This is a genomic window from Roseburia sp. 499 (assembly GCF_001940225.2).
Classification (GTDB): domain Bacteria; phylum Bacillota; class Clostridia; order Lachnospirales; family Lachnospiraceae; genus Petralouisia.
In genome coordinates this window covers 2,252,242-2,270,299 of sequence record NZ_CP135164.1, presented here as the reverse complement: position 1 = coordinate 2,270,299, position 18,058 = coordinate 2,252,242, and the positions used below count along the sequence as shown (strand labels likewise).

Below are 18,058 nucleotides of genomic sequence, written 5' to 3'. Positions count from 1 at the left end.
TTATTTAGAAATCAATCTCCTCATCATAGTAACAAGCTTTTAACAGCTTTTCCATTTCTTCCGGAGTAGGAATTCTTGGATTGGAACCGGTACATGCATCGGAAATAGCCAGTTTTGCAACTTCAGGTAATTTATCCATAAATTCTTTCTCGTCGATAATACCACCTTCATACTCTTTGATACAGGATGGAATTTCAAGAGAAACATTCATGGACTTTAATTCTGCAATCAGCGCATCTACCAATTCAGCATCGGAGGAACCCTTCAGGTCAATAAAACGTGCAATTTCAGCATAACGTTTTGCGGCTTCCGGATTCTTAGCGTTATATTTTATGACCTTTGGCAAATACATAGCATTGGCGCATCCATGTACGATATGTCCACCGCTGTAAGCAGCTCCGGTCTTATGAGCCATGGAGTGAACGATGCCAAGTAATGCATTGGAGAATGCCATTCCTGCAAGGCATTGTGCGTTGTGCATACGATCACGAGCTTCCATATTGCCATCAAAGGAAGCTTTTAAATCATTGTGAATCATTTTAATGGCATGCAATGCCAATGGATCGGTATAATCACAGTGAAGAGTGGAAACATATGCTTCAATTGCATGAGTCATAGCATCCATTCCGGTGTGTGCTGTCAATTTTTTTGGCATTTTTTCTGCTAATTCAGGATCAACAATAGCAACATCTGGTGTGATATTGAAATCTGCCAGTGGATATTTGATTCCTTTTTCATAATCAGTAATAACAGAAAAAGCAGTTACTTCTGTAGCAGTTCCTGAAGTAGAAGGAATAGCACAGAATTTTGCTTTCGTTCTTAATGTAGGGAAGTTGAATGGAGTAATCAAGTCCTCGAATGTTGTGTCTGGGTATTCATAGAAAGCCCACATTGCCTTTGCTGCATCAATAGGAGAACCACCGCCCATGGCAACAATCCAGTCCGGCTGGAATTCTTGCATTTTTGCTGCACCTTTCATAACGGTATCTACACTTGGGTCTGGTTCCACGTTTTCAAAAAGAGCAACCTCCATACCAGCTTCTTTCAAATAGTCAACTGCCCTGTCAAGGAAACCAAAACGACGCATGGAACCGCCGCCTACAACTACAATTGCTTTTTTACCGGTTAAGTTTTTCAGTTCTTCTAAAGAACCTTTTCCGTGATATAAATCTCTTGGTAATGTAAATCTTGCCATATAAAACCCTCCTGTTGAAAAACATAAAATAGTTACCTCTTATTAGAATCCTACCATTAAAATAAATAAAAGTCAAACTTGAATGTGTAAATAATTGGACGAAATGCACAAAAAATATAAACTGCAAAAGTGTCATAAATGATTTCCTAAGAATTTCTTAAATATCGGAAAAATTCATTGTTTCTAAAGAAAGCCTGTGCTATAATCCTTTTGATAGATTATAATTAAAAAGGGTGATTTCTATGAAAGAAAAGTTAAAAGACTTTTTGTACCGATATCGGCATGGGTGGATTTTATCTTATCTATTGATATATTTACTGTGGTTTGCATATTTGGAGAATACAGTAACGAGACGTTTTCATGTAATTCATATGGCAGTGGATGACTATATTCCTTTTATGGAAGTGTTTGTTGTTCCATATTTACTGTGGTTTGCTTATGTTGCAGCGGCTATTATCTATTTCTTTTTTAAGAATGTTCAGGATTATTATAAACTGTGTTGTTTTTTGTTTGTAGGAATGACAATATTCCTTGTGGCATCTACAATATATCCCAATGGACACTATTTGAGACCGAGGGTGTTTGAACGGGAAAATATTTTTGTAAGTATTGTACAATGGCTGTATGCTACTGATACACCAACGAATTTGTTTCCGAGTATTCATGTGTACAATTCTCTTGGGGTACATATTGCAATCAGCCATAGTGAACAGTTGAGGAATAAGAAGTGGATTCAAAGAGGGTCCTTCATTTTGATGGTATCCATAATTGCATCTACGATGTTCTTAAAACAGCATTCTGTCTTTGATGTAATTACGGCAGGAGTTACAGCTGTAGTGATGTATTCCTTTGTATATGGAAGCAATTGGCAGGAAAACAGAAAGCGTGTGTACGAACGACAGTATCGGCAGATATAGAAAAGGACAAGAGAGCAGCCACGGCGTGATGTGACTGCTCTCTTGTTTTTTTCAGGGATTTTGAATGTCTACATGATTAAAAAGACGGAGGTATAACGTAATGGAAGAAAAACATACTTATATTGCAATAGATTTAAAATCATTCTATGCCTCTGTAGAGTGTATCGAGAGGCAGTTAAATCCTCTTAATACAAATTTAGTAGTGGCTGATTCTAGTAGAACAGAGAAAACTATTTGTCTTGCTGTGTCACCATCACTAAAAAAGTACGGTATTCCTGGAAGAGCAAGGCTTTTTGAAGTAGTTCAGAAAGTAAAAGAAGTCAATATAGAGCGTAAAAGGAAAGCACCAGGGCAGAAATTTACAGGAAAATCATATTTGGAAGAAGAGTTAAATAGATGTCCGGAAATGGAAGTTTCTTATATTACGGCAACGCCAAGAATGGCACTTTATATGGAGTACAGTACCCGAATTTATAATATTTATCTAAAATATATTGCATCGGAAGATATACATGTTTATTCCATTGATGAGGTATTTATGGATGTAACTCACTATCTTAATACTTATCGGATGACTGCAAGGGAATTAACAACAAAAATAATACAAAATGTATATGAGGAAACTGGGATAACAGCAACAGCAGGAATAGGAACGAACCTATATTTATGTAAGGTTGCAATGGATATTATGGCGAAACATGTTGCACCGGAGAATGGAGTTCGTATAGCCGAACTTGATGAAATGAGTTATCGAAAGTTGTTATGGAATCATAGACCACTTACAGATTTTTGGCGGGTTGGTCAAGGGTATCGAAAGAAATTAGAATCAGCAGGACTTTATACTATGGGTGATATTGCCAGATGTTCTATAGGAGAATCCAATGATTACTATAATGAAGATTTATTGTATAAATTATTTGGTGTAAATGCGGAATTGTTGATTGACCATGCATGGGGATGGGAACCAACAACTATCGAATTGATAAAGGCTTATAAGCCAAGTGCAAATAGTTTAAGTTCCGGACAGGTACTACAATGTCCTTATGATTTTGAAAAAGGGAAACTTATTGTCCGTGAAATGATGGATTTACTTGTTTTAGATTTGGTAGAAAAAAGACTGGTAACAGACCAAATAGTATTAACTGTAGGATATGATATTGATAATTTATCAGATGCGGATAGAATGAAAAATTATAAAGGAGAGGTTACAGTTGACCGTTATGGGAGAAAGACACCAAAACACGCACATGGAACAGCTAATTTAAGCAGTCAGACTTCATCAACAAGGATTATTATAGATGCAATGATGGATTTATATGATAGAATCGTTGATTCTAATCTGTTGGTTAGACGAATAACTGTAACTGCAAATCGTTTGGTAGATGAAAAGTCTGTTGCAGATAATGCTAATTATGAGCAATTAGACCTTTTTACAGACTATGCAGCATTACAGAAAGAACAAGAAAAGGAAAAAGAAGCTTTATCCAAAGAACGTAAGCTACAAGAAGCAATGCTTGAAGTAAAGAAGAAATATGGGAAAAATGCTATGCTAAAAGGTATGAATCTTCAGGAAGGTGCAATGACGATAGAGCGAAATAAGCAGATAGGAGGGCATAAGGCATGAATTATAATGATGAACACAACAAATATGACGATATTATAAATATGCCCCATCATGTGTCAAAAAAGCATCCACAGATGCCTCCATTGGATAGAGCAGCACAGTTTGCACCATTTGCAGCACTAACAGGGCATGGAGCTGCTATAACAGAAGCAGCCAGACTTACAGAGGAACGCTTGGATTTGGATGAGAATAGTGTAGAAGTACTAGATATAAAATTACAATTACTAAAAGAACGATTGTTAGAGAAACCAATTGTTACTCTTTCTTACTTTAAGCCGGATGAAAAGAAAGAGGGAGGTTCTTATTTAACAGTTACAGGAACAGTAAAGAAAATAGATGAGTACGAACATAGGATAATCATGGACGACGGGACAAGCGTTTTGATTAGTGATTTAGTTGCAGTTGAAGGACATATTTTTAATGAAAGCGTTGAATTTATATAGAACATTGATTTTTCAAGAAAAAATCGGGGTAACAGGATTCGAACCTGCGACCTCACGGCCCCCAGCCGTGCGCTCTAGCCAAGCTGAGCCATACCCCGTAACCAAAGTATTGTATCACAAATTATACAATAAGGCAACCGAAAAATCCTTGAAATCAGCATTGAAAGGTAAATTTGTTTTATAGCCTACCATTTCCGTAAAATGCTTATCTTCGACATTTCGTGTGAAAATGTCTTAAGTTATCCACATTGCATACTTACACAAATTCCTGTCAAAAAAAATTGTGAATAAATTTTGCATTTTCCTCTTGGCAGGCATCACCTTCTTTGCTACAATTAATTCAGTTTTGAACTGAGTTATTCAGTTGAACTGGTATATCTTCTGTTTCTGTTAGTTGCCGTCCAAAGCTGGCTAACAATTCAGGAGATATATTTTTTTGCAGCTTTTTTATTCCATTTTTTTCAAGATAGAAATACTCATATAGCTGCTTCACAAAATCCGCTATCTGTTCCATCAGATAGTGATTCTTCTGTGCCCGCTCATTCCAACTACATGCGTGCTCTATATCTCCCTGCCAATGCTTCTGGCGGTTAAATCCCTGATTTTCTATTTTCCATCTGTTACGTCCGGCACGTACGATTTTTTTTGCATTACTTTTCGTAATCTCGATGCTTGTAATCCAGGCAAACTCTCTTTCTTTCTCTTCACCTTTTACAATCCACCTTTCCCGATAATAGATTAGATTCACGTCAAAGTCATTGAACATGATTTTATTCTGATACTCTATATCAGTTCCAATTGTTTCTTTTTCCGGAAGTGCACGGTATTCTTTAGCTATTGATGAAGCGCAGCCTTCTTTATATCGGATAATGTAATCCCAATGATAATCTTTACATATCTGTAAAACTGTTTTTGTAACATACAGTCCATCTGCCGTAATGATAATTGGCAGCCTCGGGAATTTCTGTTTGATTTTGGCAGCAAGTCTTACAAAAGCTTTACTTTCGCAATCCTGTTTTACTGCTTCATCACTTTGATTTATATATTTCTCCGAATTTTCTATTGTTTCTGATGCAATACTGCATACAAGATTTTCTCCAAAGTATATTTTTGCCTCAAGTATGCTTCTGTGATACTTAATGTACTCTTTATCTGAGCCTCTGTTGTAACACCGGCTCAGATAATGCTCATTCTTCTTTTGGTATCCTTCGTCCAATTCGGTTGCATCTACAATAATCTGCCATTTCTTTAACACCTTGGCATTATCAAAGGTCTTTCGACGAATCATGGAATATACGATATTCTGCTGAACATTCTCTAACTCCCTTGGATCTAATCTTTCCAGAAATTCATTTTCTGTCACACCATGGGGCATATAATCTTTTACTTCTTCTCCCATGAATCTGTATAAATTTCTGCAGATTTTCTCATCATTAAAGGTTCTTGTCATTTCCTGCATGCTCGAAATCCCTGCAATACTTTTATAGTACATAGTTCCAAGCATGACTCTTGAAGAATAATCAATGTAACTCTGATTACGGGGATCTTTTACTCTGCCGAACATCGAAAATAGTTCCGGACAAAATCTGTTCTGAATCTTATTACATTCAGCAATGGGATTGTTTTCAAGTTTCTTTCTGATTCTTTCCTGCTCTCGGCTCATTTTGCACCTCTGCGATAAAGTTTTTCTTCTATTTTACCTTATTACAGAGAAAACCACAGTAATTTCATATGATTTAGTGCGAATTATTTTTACCTTTCAATGCTGCCTTGAAATCCTTTGAAATCATTTGACCGAAATCATTTGACTTCACAAGAAATGATTATATAATAAAAGAAAGGATAGAAAATAAGGGAAGGTAAGTGATATGAGCATAATGAAGAATTTAACCAAGAAGCAGAGGGTACTGGGAATCGTGGGGGTTACATTTCTGGTGCTTCTGATTAGTTATGTGGGAATCGCAATCTTTTTTTACAGTCGTTTTGGATTTCGTACCACAGTGAATGGAGTCAGTGCAACCGGCAAAACGCTGAAGCAGATAGAACAGCAGATAAAAAAAGAGATAGACGGATATGAACTGACTTTAGAAGAAAGGGAAAATAAGTCAGAGGTTTTAAAAGGAAGTCAAATTGGATTAAGGACAGAATTTGACGGGAGTTTAGAAAAAGAACTGAAGAAACAGAATGGATTTGCATGGCCGATATATTTATTTAAACCATCAGAAATAGAAGTAGAGGCAATGATAACCTATGATAAGGCAAGTCTGGAAGTAGAACTTCAAAATCTTGCATGTATGGATGAAGGAAAGATGGTAAAGGCAGAGAATGCATTTGTTTCAGAATATTCAGAAGCGAACGGATATGAAATTGTTCCGGAGAAGGATGGCACAGAGATTGAATATACTAAGTTTTTAGAAGTGGTAGATGGCGCTGTTAAAAATCTCCAAAAGAAGGTGTCTTTGGACGAGGAAGGATGTTATACCGAACCAGAGATTACAAAGGATTCACAGGAACTGAAAACATTAGTAGATACCATGAATCAATATGTTGGAACAGAAGTTACCTATGAATTTGGAAGTAAAAGTGAAACATTGGATGGAAAGACGATTAGCCAATGGATTACAGTAAATGATAATATGGAAGTAGAGATTTCTCAGGAGAAGGTAAGTGAATATGTAGCTTCTCTTGCAGATAACTATAATACAGCCGGAAAGGCAAAGTCATTTAAAACTTCTTATGGGACTACGATTACGGTAAGTGGTGGAGATTATGGTTGGAAGATTGATAAAGGGGCAGAAACAGAAAATTTAATTGAAAACATTAAGGCGGGAGACAAGATTTCAAAAGAGCCTACATATGCTAAGACAGCCAATAGCCATGATGAAAATGATTATGGAAATACTTATGCAGAAGTAAACTTGACAGCGCAGCATATGTATTATTACGAAAATGGAACATTGATTATGGAAGCTGATTTCGTATCCGGAAATGAAGCTAAGGGATGGAATACTCCTACAGGAGTATATGGCCTGTATTATAAACAAAAGGATAAGACGTTACGCGGCGAAGGATATGCAACCCCGGTATCTTTCTGGATGCCTTTTAATGGAGGAGTAGGTTTCCATGATGCTACATGGCGTAGTGATTTTGGCGGAAATTACTATCGGAAGAGTGGATCTCATGGATGTATAAATCTGCCTTATAGTGCGGCAAAGAAGTTATATGAAAATATTGACTCCGGTTGTCCCGTATTTGTATATACACTTGCGGGAACAGAGAGTGCCAAGGCAAAGGCACAGGATGCAGCAGCCGCAGTGATAAGTGCTATCAATGCTATCGGTAGTGTATCTCAGGATAGCCGAGGCGCAATTAGTAGTGCAAGAGCGCAATATGATGCGTTAGACGAAACGGCAAAAGGTTATGTAACAAATTATGATGTTTTGACTGCGGCAGAAGCGCAGCTTGCAGCACTGGATGCTCAAGCTGCAGCGGCAGCAGCTGACCAACAAGCACAAAGTCAGGCGCAGCCGGTTATTGATGCGATTAATAATAATTTGGTAAATCAGGCAATCACTTTGGACAAGAAGGGAATTGTGCAGGAAATACGAAGACAGTATGATGCATTATCAGATGCAGCAAAAGCAAAAGTAACAAATTATACAGTACTTACAGAGGCGGAGAAAATTATAGCAACATTGGAAAGTGGGTTATAGAATATCGAAGGAGTAGAGAGTAGGTATGGAGCATCAAAAGGAAAATGAGAAAAAAATTACGATTTCTGATGTGGCAGAAGCGTTAGGGGTGTCGAAAACTACGGTTTCCAGAGCTATTTCAGGAAAAGGAAGAATCGGAGCTGAGACAAGGGAAAGGGTTTTGACTTATATAAAAGAGCATAATTATAAACCAAATGCTTTGGCAAAGGGATTGGCACAGTTAAAGACGTATAATATTGGTGTCGTATTGCCGGAGGATTATACACTGGTGGATTTGCCATTTTTTCAAACATGTCTTATGGGAATTAGTGAAGTTGCGGTAAGTATGGACTATGATATTTTACTGACCATGGGAAGAGAAAACGAAAATACACAATTGATGCGTATGGTGGAAAATCATAAAGTTGATGGTATCATTCTTATGCGTACCTTTACCAAAGATCAAAGTGTAGAATATTTGAAGAAAACAGGAATTCCTTTTGTAACAATAGGAAGTACAAATTATCCTGAAGTGATTCAGGTAGACAACGATCATAAGAATGCTTGCCGAGAGTTGATTTCTATTCTTTTGATGAAAAAAATGCAACGAATTGGGATTGTAGGCGGAATTGAATCTCATGTAGTAACTCAAAGTCGTTTGCAGGGATACATAGAAGCGTATGAGAATGCCGGGCTTACAGTAGATAAGAGTATTATACATGTAAATGCAGACAGAGAGGCTATGATAGAGCGGGCTGTTGAAAAACTTCTGGGTGCGGATGTGGATTGTATTGTGTGTCTGGACGATGCTGTATGCATGCAAGTATTGAATAAACTACGAAAGGAAAATATCAGAGTACCGGAAGATATGAAGGTAGCCTCTTTTTATGATAGCTCGGTATTGGAGAATCATATGCCTTCCATTACATCTCTTTCCTTTAATGTAAGGGAACTTGGAATGACAGCTTGCCGGACAGTGCTGGATATGATAGAAGGAAAAAAGGTAGCGAGACGAACGTTACTAGGGTATGAAGTAATATTAAAGGAATCCACCAAATAGTAAAAGTAAAAGATCACTGTAGAGGTACAGTGGTCTTTTTTTATGCGCACCTTGCAAGTGTGAAAGTTTAGTAAAAAGCATGGGTGAAAATGAGTAAAAATTTACTAAAGGTAAAAAAATAGAATAATAAACAAAAAAGAATAACGTGTTTGTGGCAATGGTAACGTTACCAGAACAAACCACTGTTTGAAAAAATGGAAATAATACCATGTTTTTAAGGGGACAACCGATTGCGCAATGAAAAGAACTAGTGAAAATGACGAAAAAATCTTAGAAAAAATACACAAAAACAAAATGATAAAAATAGAAAAAACATACATTTACAACAAGATAATTATTTGGTAAACTTTGATTATAGAACAACCGATTGAACAATTTTTTCATGGGAGGGAAAAGATATGAAGAAAAAACTTTTAAGCGTGTTACTTTGTGTAGCAATGGCAGCAACAACTGTGCTGGTAGGTTGCGGGGACTCAAATAACAGCAAGAGCGGTGGAGACAGCTCAAATGGTGGTGCTGCATCTGGGGATGAGAACACATTGACCGTATGGTGTTGGGATCCGGCATTTAACATCTATGCAATGGAAGAAGCAGCAAAAGAATACCAGAAAGATCATCCGGATGTTACTGTTAATGTAGTAGAAACTCCTTGGGATGATGTTCAGACCAAGCTGACTACAGCGGCAACTAGTGGAAAATATGATACCTTACCTGATATCTTCTTGATGCAGGACAATGCATTCCAGAAAAATGTTATTTCTTATCCGGATGCATTTACAGATCTAACAGACAGTAAGATTGATTTTTCACAGTTTGCAGAAGGAAAAACAGCTTACTCTGTAGTAGATGGAAAGAACTATGGTGTACCATTTGATAACGGTGCTGTTATCGCATGTTACAGAACTGATATTTTAGAAGAGGCAGGATATACTGTAGATGACTTTACAGACATTACATGGTCAGAATACATCGAAAAGGGAAAAGATATTCTGGCTAAGACAGGAAAACCATTACTTTCTTGTGTGGCTGGTGAATCTGATGTTATTACCATGATGCTTCAGTCCACTGGTTCTTCTCTGTTTGATGATGAAGGAAATCCGGATATGGTAGATAATGAAGCTTTAAAGAAAGTTATGGAAACATATCAGGAATTAATTGAGACTGGTGTTATGGTTGAAGTTAATGACTGGGATCAGTATGTAGGAACTATGACCAACAGTACTGTAGCAGGAACTATCAACGGATGTTGGATTATGGGATCTATCCAGACAGCAGAAGATCAGAGTGGAAAATGGGCAATTACTAATATGCCAAAAATGGAAGGCGTTGATGGAGCAACTAACTACTCTAACAACGGAGGTTCTTCATGGGCAATTACTTCTAACTGCAAGAATGTTGAATTAGCAGAAGACTTTATGGCAAGTACATTTGCAGGAAGCGTTTCCTTCTATGAAACAATTCTTCCGAGCTCTGGAGCATTGGCAACATACTTGCCGGCAGGTGATTCTGATGCATACGCAAAACCTTCTGAATTCTTCGGTGGCGACGCTGTATTTGCTAAGATTACTGAATTTGCAGGAAAAGTTCCATCCAATAATACTGGTGTTTACTACTATGAAGCTCGTGACGCTGTCGGAACTGCAATCACCAATATTGTAAATGGTGCAGACATTGATAGTGAATTACAGAAAGCACAGGATACTGTAAACTTTGCAATGGAGCAGTAAGGAATTAAGAAATAAATATATGGGGAACAGCTAAGCTGTTCCCCATTACATAAAGGGGGCATAAACGTGAGCCAGTCAACAAAACCCAAAAGCAAAAAAATGACATTAAACAAAAAACACAATCTTACAGGTTGGGCATTTCTGACACCGGCAACCATTATGATTGCGGTAATGAGCTTCCTGCCTATGATTCAGGCATTTATTTTGTCCTTACAGAAAGGAAAAGGAACAGACCTGACATTTACCGGATTTGGTAACTATGTACGAATGTTTCAAGACAGTGTGTTTAGACAGTCTATTATAAATACATTTGTATATCTGATTATTCAGGTGCCGATTATGTTAATATTAGCACTGATTCTGGCATCTATGTTGAACAATAAGAACCTTCGGGGAAAAGGAATATTCCGTACAGCAATTTTCCTTCCTTGTGCAACCTCACTTGTTTCTTATGCAATTATTTTCCGTTCTCTGTTTGCAGTAGACGGATTTGTAAACACAATTTTAATAAAGTTAGGAATTTTAAATACAGGATATAATTTCCTGGGACATGCCACAAGCGCAAAAATTATTATCATTATTGCATTAGTTTGGAGATGGACCGGATACAACATGGTATTTTACCTTTCCGGATTACAAAATATAGAATATTCTGTGTATGAAGCAGCCAAAATCGATGGAGCAAATCCGATGCAGACATTTTTTAAGATAACGGTTCCATTATTGAAACCGACCATTCTTTTAACAGCAATTATGTCCACCAACGGAACATTGCAGCTGTTTGATGAATCAGTAAACCTGACTGCTGGAGGTCCTGCAAACTCCACAATTACGATGTCTCATTACATTTATAATGTATCCTTTAAGTATGTGCCAAACTTTGGTTATGCAGCAGCAATGTCCTTCTTGATCTTTATTCTGGTAGCTGTTTTGGCATTCATACAGATGAAAGTAGGTGACAAACGTGACTAAGACTAAGAGAAACAATGTTTTCATGTATATCTTTTTAACGATTGTATCTATTATTTCGGTATTTCCGATTTATTGGATGGCAGTATCTGCAACTAATAAGAGTGCAGATGTCTTAAGTGGAACCTTGTTACCGGGGACTCATTTGATGGATAATATCAAGAATCTGCTGGCATCGCAGAATGTAGGGGCAGCAATGGTTAATTCTTTTAAATATGCAGTAATACTTACGATTTGTTCCCTGATTATCTGTTCTCTTGCCGGTTATGGATTTGAAATTTATCATGACAGGGGAAAAGATGCAGTAATGTCAATTTTATTGTTGGCAATGATGGTACCGTTTGTTGCAACTATGATTCCATTATTCCGGATGTTTTCTTCCGCCGGATTGTTGAATTCAACGTTAGGATTTATCCTTCCGACGATTTCAACACCGTTTTTGATTATGATGTTTCGACAGAGTGCAAGAAGCTTTCCTCATGATATCATAGAAGCAGCAAGAATCGATGGTTTGAGTGAAATACAGATTTTCTTCCGTATGTTCATTCCTACCATGCGTTCTACCTATGCAGCAGCAATGACGATTACATTCATGAATGCGTGGAACAATTACTTATGGCCAAAGGTAATCATGCTGGATGATACTAGTATTACAATGCCGATGTTGGTGGCAAACCTGACACAGGGATATGTGACTGATTACGGTATGCTGATGGTAGCCGTTCTGTTATGTACCTTACCGACTGTAATTATCTTCTTCCTCTTACAGAAGAGTTTTGCAGAAGGTATTACTGGAGCAGTGAAATAATCTCATATTTGAATGCATAAGAACAAGTTCGGCAGCACTGTTTTTCGGTGCTGCCGAACCAGTATAAAGAAAAATATGTCATAATGGAGGAATTGTTATGTCTTGTTTCAACTATGAAAAAGTAAAAAATCCGTTGATATTTGCAGAAAATCGTAAGGAGGCTCATTCAGATCATGTTTGCTATGCATCTATGGAAGAACTGAGCCGGAAGAAGACGAGCTTTCGGTATTCCTTAAATGGACTTTGGAAGTTTTCTTATGCGAAAAATTACAATTCTGCAATAAAAGGGTTCGAGGCAGAAGATTATGACTGCAAGTCATGGGGCGATATTCGTGTTCCGGCACACATCCAGATGGAAGGATATGATGTGCCACAGTATGCCAATGTACAGTATCCATGGGATGGCAGAGAACAGATTGAACCGGGAGAAGTACCCGAATATTTTAATCCGGTAGCAAGCTATGTAAAATATTTTACAGTACCGGAGCATATGCAGGGAAAACCCATTTATATTTCCTTTCAGGGGGTAGAAAGTGGAATGGCATTGTGGATCAATGGGAAATATGTTGGATATAGCGAGGACAGTTTTACACCGTCAGAATTTGAATTGACTCCATATCTGAAAGAAGGAGAAAACAAACTGGCAGTGCAGGTGTTCAAGTGGACAGCAAGCAGTTGGTGTGAGGACCAGGACTTCTTTCGTTTTTCCGGTATCTATCGAAGTGTATATCTGTATACTATACCGGAAGCCCATATAGAAGATATTCAAATTAGAACATTACTGGATGATTCCTATCAGGATGCAGACCTTCAGATTACCTGTAAGATAATAGGAAGTGGCAAAGTAAAAGTAACTTTGAAGGATGGAGAAGAAACAGTTCTTCAGGCAGAAGAGATGCTGAAAAAGGAGCTGACAATTCTTGAAAATGTAAAAGAGCCGGCACTTTGGAGTGCAGAAGAACCGAATCTGTATGAATTGCTTTTCGAAGTGATGGATGAGAGCGGAAACATTGTGGAAGTAATTTCACAGATGGTAGGTTTCCGTCGTTTTGAAATGAAAAACAATATCATGCATATTAATGGAAAACGAATTGTGTTCAAGGGAGTTAACCGGCACGAATTCAGTTCTAAGACGGGACGCGCAGTAGCGGATGAAGAAATTATTAAGGATATTATGACTATGAAACGGAATAATATCAATGCCATTCGTACCAGCCATTATCCGAATGATTCCAGAATTTATGCACTTTGTGATAAGTATGGACTTTACATGATTGCAGAAAACAATATGGAGAGTCATGGATCGTGGGATCCGATTATACGTGGAGAGGCAGATATTGAGACTGCTATTCCTGGAAATAACAAAGATTGGGAGCCTATGATGCTTGATAGAGTAAATTCTTGTTATCAGCGTGATAAGAACCATCCGGCAATTGTAATCTGGTCTTGTGGAAATGAATCATTTGGCGGTACGGTGATTCGGGATATGGCAGACTTGTTCCGTAAATTGGATAACACAAGATTGGTACATTACGAAGGTGTGTTTAATGACCGACGTTGCAATGAGACCAGTGATATGGAAAGTCAGATGTATCCAAGTGTAGAGGATATCAAAGCATTTTTAGCAAAGGATAGGAGTAAACCCTTTATCTGCTGTGAATATGCTCATGCAATGGGAAATTCCTGTGGTGCAATGCATAAGTATACTGATTTGACGGATATGGAGCCGTCTTATCAGGGTGGATTTATCTGGGATTACATTGACCAATCCATCGAGAAAAAAGACCGTTACGGAAACAAATTCCAGGCATATGGTGGTGATTTTGGCGACCATCCATGCGATTATAATTTTAGCGGAAATGGAATTGTATACGGTGGAGAACGAGATGAATCGCCAAAGATGCAGGAGGTAAAATTCAATTATCAGAATATCAGTGCCGAAGTTTCTAAGGATAAGGTGTTGGTGAAAAATAAAAATCTGTTTGTGAATACAGATAAATATGACTGTGTGGTATTGCTAGAGAAAAATGGAAAGTTAGTGGAACAGGCACAGCTTATAACAGCGGTAGAGCCTTTGAGTGAAAAAGAATATCCGCTTCCATTGCAGATACCGGCTTATCCCGGAGAATATGTGATTACTGTATCCTTCCGTTTGAAAGAAGCAGAAGATTGGGCACCGATTGGACATGAGGTGGCTTTTGGACAAGGTGTATTTAGAATAGAAGAGGAAAAGAAACCAATTACAGAGCCGTTGACTGTAATTCGTGGAAAACTCAATATAGGTGTTCGTGGAGAACATTTTGAGTGTATGTTTAGTTTCTTGAATGGAGGACTTGCATCTTATCGTTATGGCGGTAAGGAGATGATAGAGAAGATACCAATGCCAAACTTTTGGCGTGCACCAATCGACAATGATTGTGGAAATAAGATGATGGCACGATATGCTCAGTGGAAAATTGCCAGCATGTACTGCTGGATGGACCCTGAAGTAAAAGAAAATCCGAACCTTCAGGAAAAAGAACACAGTGCAGTGATTACGTTCTATTATGCAATGCCTACTACACCTGTAAGCAAATGCAGGGTAAGTTATGAGGTGTTCGGAGATGGAACCATTACTACTACACTATTCTATGACCCGGTAAAAGAATTGGCAGATATGCCGGAATTTGGTATGATGTTTAAATTCAATGCAGATTATGAAAATGTAGAGTGGTATGGAAATGGACCGTCAGAAACCTACTGTGACAGACAGCATGGTTCTAAACTAGGAATCTATAAAAATAAAGTGATAGACAATGTGGCAAAGTATTTGGTTCCGCAGGAATGTGGCAATAAGACGGAGGTACGCTGGGCAAAGATTACTGACAATACCGGAAAGGGAATCATGTTCAGCGGGGAACACTTAAGTTTTTCTGCATTGCCTTATACTCCACATGAAATGGAAAATGCAATGCATCCATATGAGTTGCCGCAGATACACTATACAGTAGTAAGAGTTGCAAAGCAACAGATGGGAGTTGGCGGTGACAATAGTTGGGGAGCAAAAACCCATGAGGAATATTTGTTGGATGTAACAAAGCCACTGGAGTTGAAGTTTAGTTTTAAAGGAATTGTATAAAGAAAAGGGAACTGCTGGGTGAAAGCAGTTCCCTTTTAGAATATTCATATGAAAATTTATTTTTGAGTCATTCTATGAGACCAATTAATAACGTGTATGGTTCCTAATTTGTACATTGCAATGGGATTATCCGTATTGTTAAAAAATCTATAAAAGGAAGCTTCATCATCAAATTCCCGTGTTTTTCGCCAACTTCTATTTCCATCAGATAATTTTATACAGATTCTTGTTTTTTCGTCGTCAGGATAAAAATGTACATTAGGCCTGTCGCTGATTACTTTGACCCAGATTCTTTTTCCGAAAACTCTACAAAGTGGCTTACGATATAGAGCCCATGCTAGTACAAAAAATAGAAGCAGGACAATCCCGCTTATTTTTTTGTCATCAATTGCAGAAATGTTATGGAAAAGAATGAAACCTAATAGTCCCATCAGAATAGTTATCATGATTAGTGCAACGGTACCTTCACGTTTTCTGCTGATTTCGTACCATTCATCTGAGTAGATTTCGTTTCCGAATTTGTCTTTTAAAGTAGGGGTGGTGTCATTCATACTTTTGTATCCTCCAACTATGATGTGCGAAATGAATTCAATAGAAATATATTAGCATAATGCAATGCAGATTGACAATATAATCAAGTTGTTCTTGCTAAATTTCTTTTCATTTACGTTTTTTCGTGGTAGAATGTCCACAATAATAGAGAACAGCGTACATGACAGAATAGGAGGCAGAAATGAAAGCAGTAGTTTTTGATATGGATGGTGTCGTGATTGATTCTGAATGGCTGGTAGCAGATTGTTGGAAACAAATTGCAGAAAAGTATGGCATTCATGATGTGGAAATATTGTGTAAAAAGTGTCTGGGGTTAAATAAAGAAGCCGCCAAAGAAATTTTTTTGAAATATTATGGAAATGATTTTCCTTATGAAAGATACAAAAAGGAAATGGCGGACCTATTCCATGAGAGAGAAGCAGAAGAACTAATGCTAAAGCCGGGAGTAAAAGAACTGTTGCAATGGCTGAAAGAACAGAATTACCGGATTGGGCTCGCGACGTCGACAAGAGAAAGCGTTGCAAAAAAGTCTCTGGGAAATCTTGACGTTCTGTCTTACTTTGACGAAGTGGTTTGTGGTGACATGTTGGAGAAAAGCAAACCAGAGCCGGATATTTATCTAATGGCATGTGAACAATTACAGGTTCTGCCTGAGGAAAGTTATGCCATAGAGGACTCTTATAATGGCATTCGTGCTGCGTACAGTGCAGGAATGAGCGCTATTATGGTGCCGGATATAATGGAGCCTGATGAAGAAATGAAGGAAAAAAGTATTATAATATTGCCAAATCTTATAGAAGTAAAAAAATGGATGGAAAAAAATGTATGATTTTTCACTTTGCTGTGATAAGATGATAAGGTGCGAATAAAAAATAGAGGAGGAACGAATATGGCAGCATGGGAAGAAAATGTGCGTAAGGTAGTTCCCTATACACCGGGAGAACAGCCAAAATCGAAAAACATAATTAAGTTGAATACAAATGAGAATCCCTATCCACCGGCACCGGGGGTGGAAAAGGCATTGCGTGAAATAGATGTAAATGAATTTAGAAAGTATCCGGATGCGGAAACAAAACCACTTGTGGATGTACTTGCAGAATATTATCAGGTAAAACCGGAGCAGGTATTTGTAGGAGTTGGTTCAGATGATGTACTTGCTATGAGTTTTATGACATTTTTTAATTCGAAGAAACCTATTTTGTTTCCGGACATCACCTATTCCTTTTATGATGTTTGGGCAGATGTATTTCGGATTCCCTATGAATGTCAGCCTTTAGATGAAAATTTTCAGATTCGTGTGGAGGACTATAAAAAGGAATGTGGGGGAATTGTAATCCCGAATCCAAATGCGCCTACCGGAGTAGCGATGGAACTGTCACGAGTGGAAGAAATTTTGCAGAGAAATCCGGATGTAATCGTTATTATTGATGAAGCATATGTTGATTTTGGGGCGGATTCCGCATTAGCGCTACTACCAAAGTATGAGAACCTTTTGGTAGTTCAGACTTTTTCTAAGTCCAGAAGTATGGCAGGAATGCGAATTGGTTATGCAATAGGAGCTCCAAAGCTCATTAAGTATCTCAATGATGTGAAATATTCCTTTAATTCCTATACCATGAATATGCCGGCACTCACCCTTGGAGTAGAGGCAGTAAAGGATGAAGCGTATTTCAGAGAAACATTGCAGAAGGTAATAAATACCAGAGAGCGTGTGAAAGGTGAACTGAAAGAACTGGGATTTGTTTTCCAGGATTCTAAGAGTAACTTTATTTTCGCCAGTCATCCGAAATATTCAGCGAAAGAGTTGTTTGAAGAGCTAAAAAAGGCCGGCATCTATGTACGCTATTTTAATAAACCAAGAATTGATAATTATCTGCGTATTTCCATCGGAACGGATGCAGAAATGGATGAATTGATTGCATTTTTAAAAAAATATATGAAATAAATACAATA

At 37.7% G+C, this 18,058-nt stretch carries 14 protein-coding genes and 1 tRNA gene; 11 read left to right on the top strand and 4 right to left on the bottom strand.

Going from position 1 to position 18,058, the window contains the following annotated elements; all coding sequences use genetic code 11:
* Positions 1–4: 4 nt before the first annotated feature.
* Positions 5–1,195: an iron-containing alcohol dehydrogenase gene (locus BIV20_RS11175; RefSeq protein ID WP_075720810.1), complete on the bottom strand. Its 1,191-nt coding sequence runs from the start codon at positions 1,193–1,195 to the stop codon at positions 5–7.
* A gap of 242 nt (positions 1,196–1,437) precedes the next feature.
* On the opposite strand from BIV20_RS11175, the gene BIV20_RS11170 reads away from it, so the two are divergent.
* From BIV20_RS11170 to BIV20_RS11160, 3 genes are all read left to right on the top strand, one after another.
* The gene (locus tag BIV20_RS11170; RefSeq protein ID WP_075720809.1) at positions 1,438–2,112 is read left to right on the top strand and encodes a phosphatase PAP2 family protein; all 675 of its coding nucleotides are present in this window, start codon (positions 1,438–1,440) and stop codon (positions 2,110–2,112) included.
* A 100-nt stretch (positions 2,113–2,212) separates the two neighbouring features.
* Complete coding sequence (locus tag BIV20_RS11165) at positions 2,213–3,736, top strand: Y-family DNA polymerase (protein ID WP_075720808.1); 1,524 nt, start codon at positions 2,213–2,215, stop codon at positions 3,734–3,736.
* Entirely contained in the window at positions 3,733–4,179 is a 447-nt protein-coding gene (locus tag BIV20_RS11160) for a hypothetical protein (RefSeq protein ID WP_075720807.1), read from the top strand. The genes BIV20_RS11165 and BIV20_RS11160 overlap by 4 nt, the downstream gene beginning before the upstream one ends.
* 23 nt (positions 4,180–4,202) lie before the next feature.
* Here BIV20_RS11160 and BIV20_RS11155 read toward each other — a convergent pair.
* Both BIV20_RS11155 and BIV20_RS11150 read right to left on the bottom strand, forming a co-directional pair.
* A tRNA-Pro gene (locus BIV20_RS11155) sits at positions 4,203–4,277 on the bottom strand.
* 242 nt (positions 4,278–4,519) lie between these two features.
* Complete coding sequence (locus BIV20_RS11150) at positions 4,520–5,842, bottom strand: transposase family protein (RefSeq protein WP_075719895.1); 1,323 nt, start codon at positions 5,840–5,842, stop codon at positions 4,520–4,522.
* Between the two features lie 205 nt (positions 5,843–6,047).
* Here BIV20_RS11150 and BIV20_RS11145 point away from each other — a divergent pair, with 205 nt between their 5' ends.
* The 6 genes from BIV20_RS11145 (at position 6,048) to BIV20_RS11120 (ending at position 15,553) form a co-directional block, all read left to right on the top strand.
* Entirely contained in the window at positions 6,048–7,892 is a 1,845-nt protein-coding gene (locus BIV20_RS11145) for a L,D-transpeptidase family protein (RefSeq protein ID WP_075720806.1), read from the top strand.
* A 25-nt stretch (positions 7,893–7,917) separates the two neighbouring features.
* Positions 7,918–8,931: a LacI family DNA-binding transcriptional regulator gene (locus BIV20_RS11140; protein WP_075720805.1), complete on the top strand. Its 1,014-nt coding sequence runs from the start codon at positions 7,918–7,920 to the stop codon at positions 8,929–8,931.
* A gap of 398 nt (positions 8,932–9,329) precedes the next feature.
* Positions 9,330–10,658 carry an ABC transporter substrate-binding protein gene (locus BIV20_RS11135; RefSeq protein WP_075720804.1) on the top strand — a complete coding sequence of 443 codons (1,329 nt, stop codon included), beginning with the start codon at positions 9,330–9,332 and terminating at the stop codon, positions 10,656–10,658.
* A gap of 99 nt (positions 10,659–10,757) precedes the next feature.
* A complete protein-coding gene (locus BIV20_RS11130; RefSeq protein WP_075721062.1) occupies positions 10,758–11,630 on the top strand; it encodes a carbohydrate ABC transporter permease in 873 nt (290 codons plus the stop codon).
* 22 nt (positions 11,631–11,652) lie between these two features.
* Positions 11,653–12,435: a carbohydrate ABC transporter permease gene (locus BIV20_RS11125; RefSeq protein WP_075720803.1), complete on the top strand. Its 783-nt coding sequence runs from the start codon at positions 11,653–11,655 to the stop codon at positions 12,433–12,435.
* 97 nt (positions 12,436–12,532) lie between these two features.
* Complete coding sequence (locus tag BIV20_RS11120; RefSeq protein ID WP_075720802.1) at positions 12,533–15,553, top strand: glycoside hydrolase family 2 TIM barrel-domain containing protein; 3,021 nt, start codon at positions 12,533–12,535, stop codon at positions 15,551–15,553.
* A 56-nt stretch (positions 15,554–15,609) separates the two neighbouring features.
* On the opposite strand, the gene BIV20_RS11115 is transcribed toward BIV20_RS11120, so the two are convergent.
* The gene (locus BIV20_RS11115; protein ID WP_075720801.1) at positions 15,610–16,104 is read right to left on the bottom strand and encodes a hypothetical protein; all 495 of its coding nucleotides are present in this window, start codon (positions 16,102–16,104) and stop codon (positions 15,610–15,612) included.
* Positions 16,105–16,286: 182 nt separating this feature from the next.
* Between BIV20_RS11115 and BIV20_RS11110 the strand changes: the two genes are divergently transcribed.
* Together BIV20_RS11110 and hisC are read left to right on the top strand one after the other, a co-directional pair.
* Positions 16,287–16,934 carry an HAD family hydrolase gene (locus BIV20_RS11110; RefSeq protein ID WP_075720800.1) on the top strand — a complete coding sequence of 216 codons (648 nt, stop codon included), beginning with the start codon at positions 16,287–16,289 and terminating at the stop codon, positions 16,932–16,934.
* 60 nt (positions 16,935–16,994) lie between these two features.
* Positions 16,995–18,050, top strand: coding sequence for a histidinol-phosphate transaminase (hisC, locus tag BIV20_RS11105; RefSeq protein WP_075720799.1), 1,056 nt, complete (start codon positions 16,995–16,997; stop codon positions 18,048–18,050).
* Positions 18,051–18,058 lie beyond the last annotated feature (8 nt).

What these genes read in the sequence shown, in the direction of transcription:
- BIV20_RS11175 (WP_075720810.1), bottom strand. Translation starts at nt 1,195, where the DNA reads ATGGCAAGATTTACATTACCAAGAGATTTATATCACGGAAAAGGTTCT.
- BIV20_RS11170 (WP_075720809.1), top strand. Translation starts at nt 1,438, where the DNA reads ATGAAAGAAAAGTTAAAAGACTTTTTGTACCGATATCGGCATGGGTGG.
- BIV20_RS11165 (WP_075720808.1), top strand. Translation starts at nt 2,213, where the DNA reads ATGGAAGAAAAACATACTTATATTGCAATAGATTTAAAATCATTCTAT.
- BIV20_RS11160 (WP_075720807.1), top strand. Translation starts at nt 3,733, where the DNA reads ATGAATTATAATGATGAACACAACAAATATGACGATATTATAAATATG.
- BIV20_RS11150 (WP_075719895.1), bottom strand. Translation starts at nt 5,842, where the DNA reads ATGAGCCGAGAGCAGGAAAGAATCAGAAAGAAACTTGAAAACAATCCC.
- BIV20_RS11145 (WP_075720806.1), top strand. Translation starts at nt 6,048, where the DNA reads ATGAGCATAATGAAGAATTTAACCAAGAAGCAGAGGGTACTGGGAATC.
- BIV20_RS11140 (WP_075720805.1), top strand. Translation starts at nt 7,918, where the DNA reads ATGGAGCATCAAAAGGAAAATGAGAAAAAAATTACGATTTCTGATGTG.
- BIV20_RS11135 (WP_075720804.1), top strand. Translation starts at nt 9,330, where the DNA reads ATGAAGAAAAAACTTTTAAGCGTGTTACTTTGTGTAGCAATGGCAGCA.
- BIV20_RS11130 (WP_075721062.1), top strand. Translation starts at nt 10,758, where the DNA reads ATGACATTAAACAAAAAACACAATCTTACAGGTTGGGCATTTCTGACA.
- BIV20_RS11125 (WP_075720803.1), top strand. Translation starts at nt 11,653, where the DNA reads ATGTATATCTTTTTAACGATTGTATCTATTATTTCGGTATTTCCGATT.
- BIV20_RS11120 (WP_075720802.1), top strand. Translation starts at nt 12,533, where the DNA reads ATGTCTTGTTTCAACTATGAAAAAGTAAAAAATCCGTTGATATTTGCA.
- BIV20_RS11115 (WP_075720801.1), bottom strand. Translation starts at nt 16,104, where the DNA reads ATGAATGACACCACCCCTACTTTAAAAGACAAATTCGGAAACGAAATC.
- BIV20_RS11110 (WP_075720800.1), top strand. Translation starts at nt 16,287, where the DNA reads ATGAAAGCAGTAGTTTTTGATATGGATGGTGTCGTGATTGATTCTGAA.
- hisC (WP_075720799.1), top strand. Translation starts at nt 16,995, where the DNA reads ATGGCAGCATGGGAAGAAAATGTGCGTAAGGTAGTTCCCTATACACCG.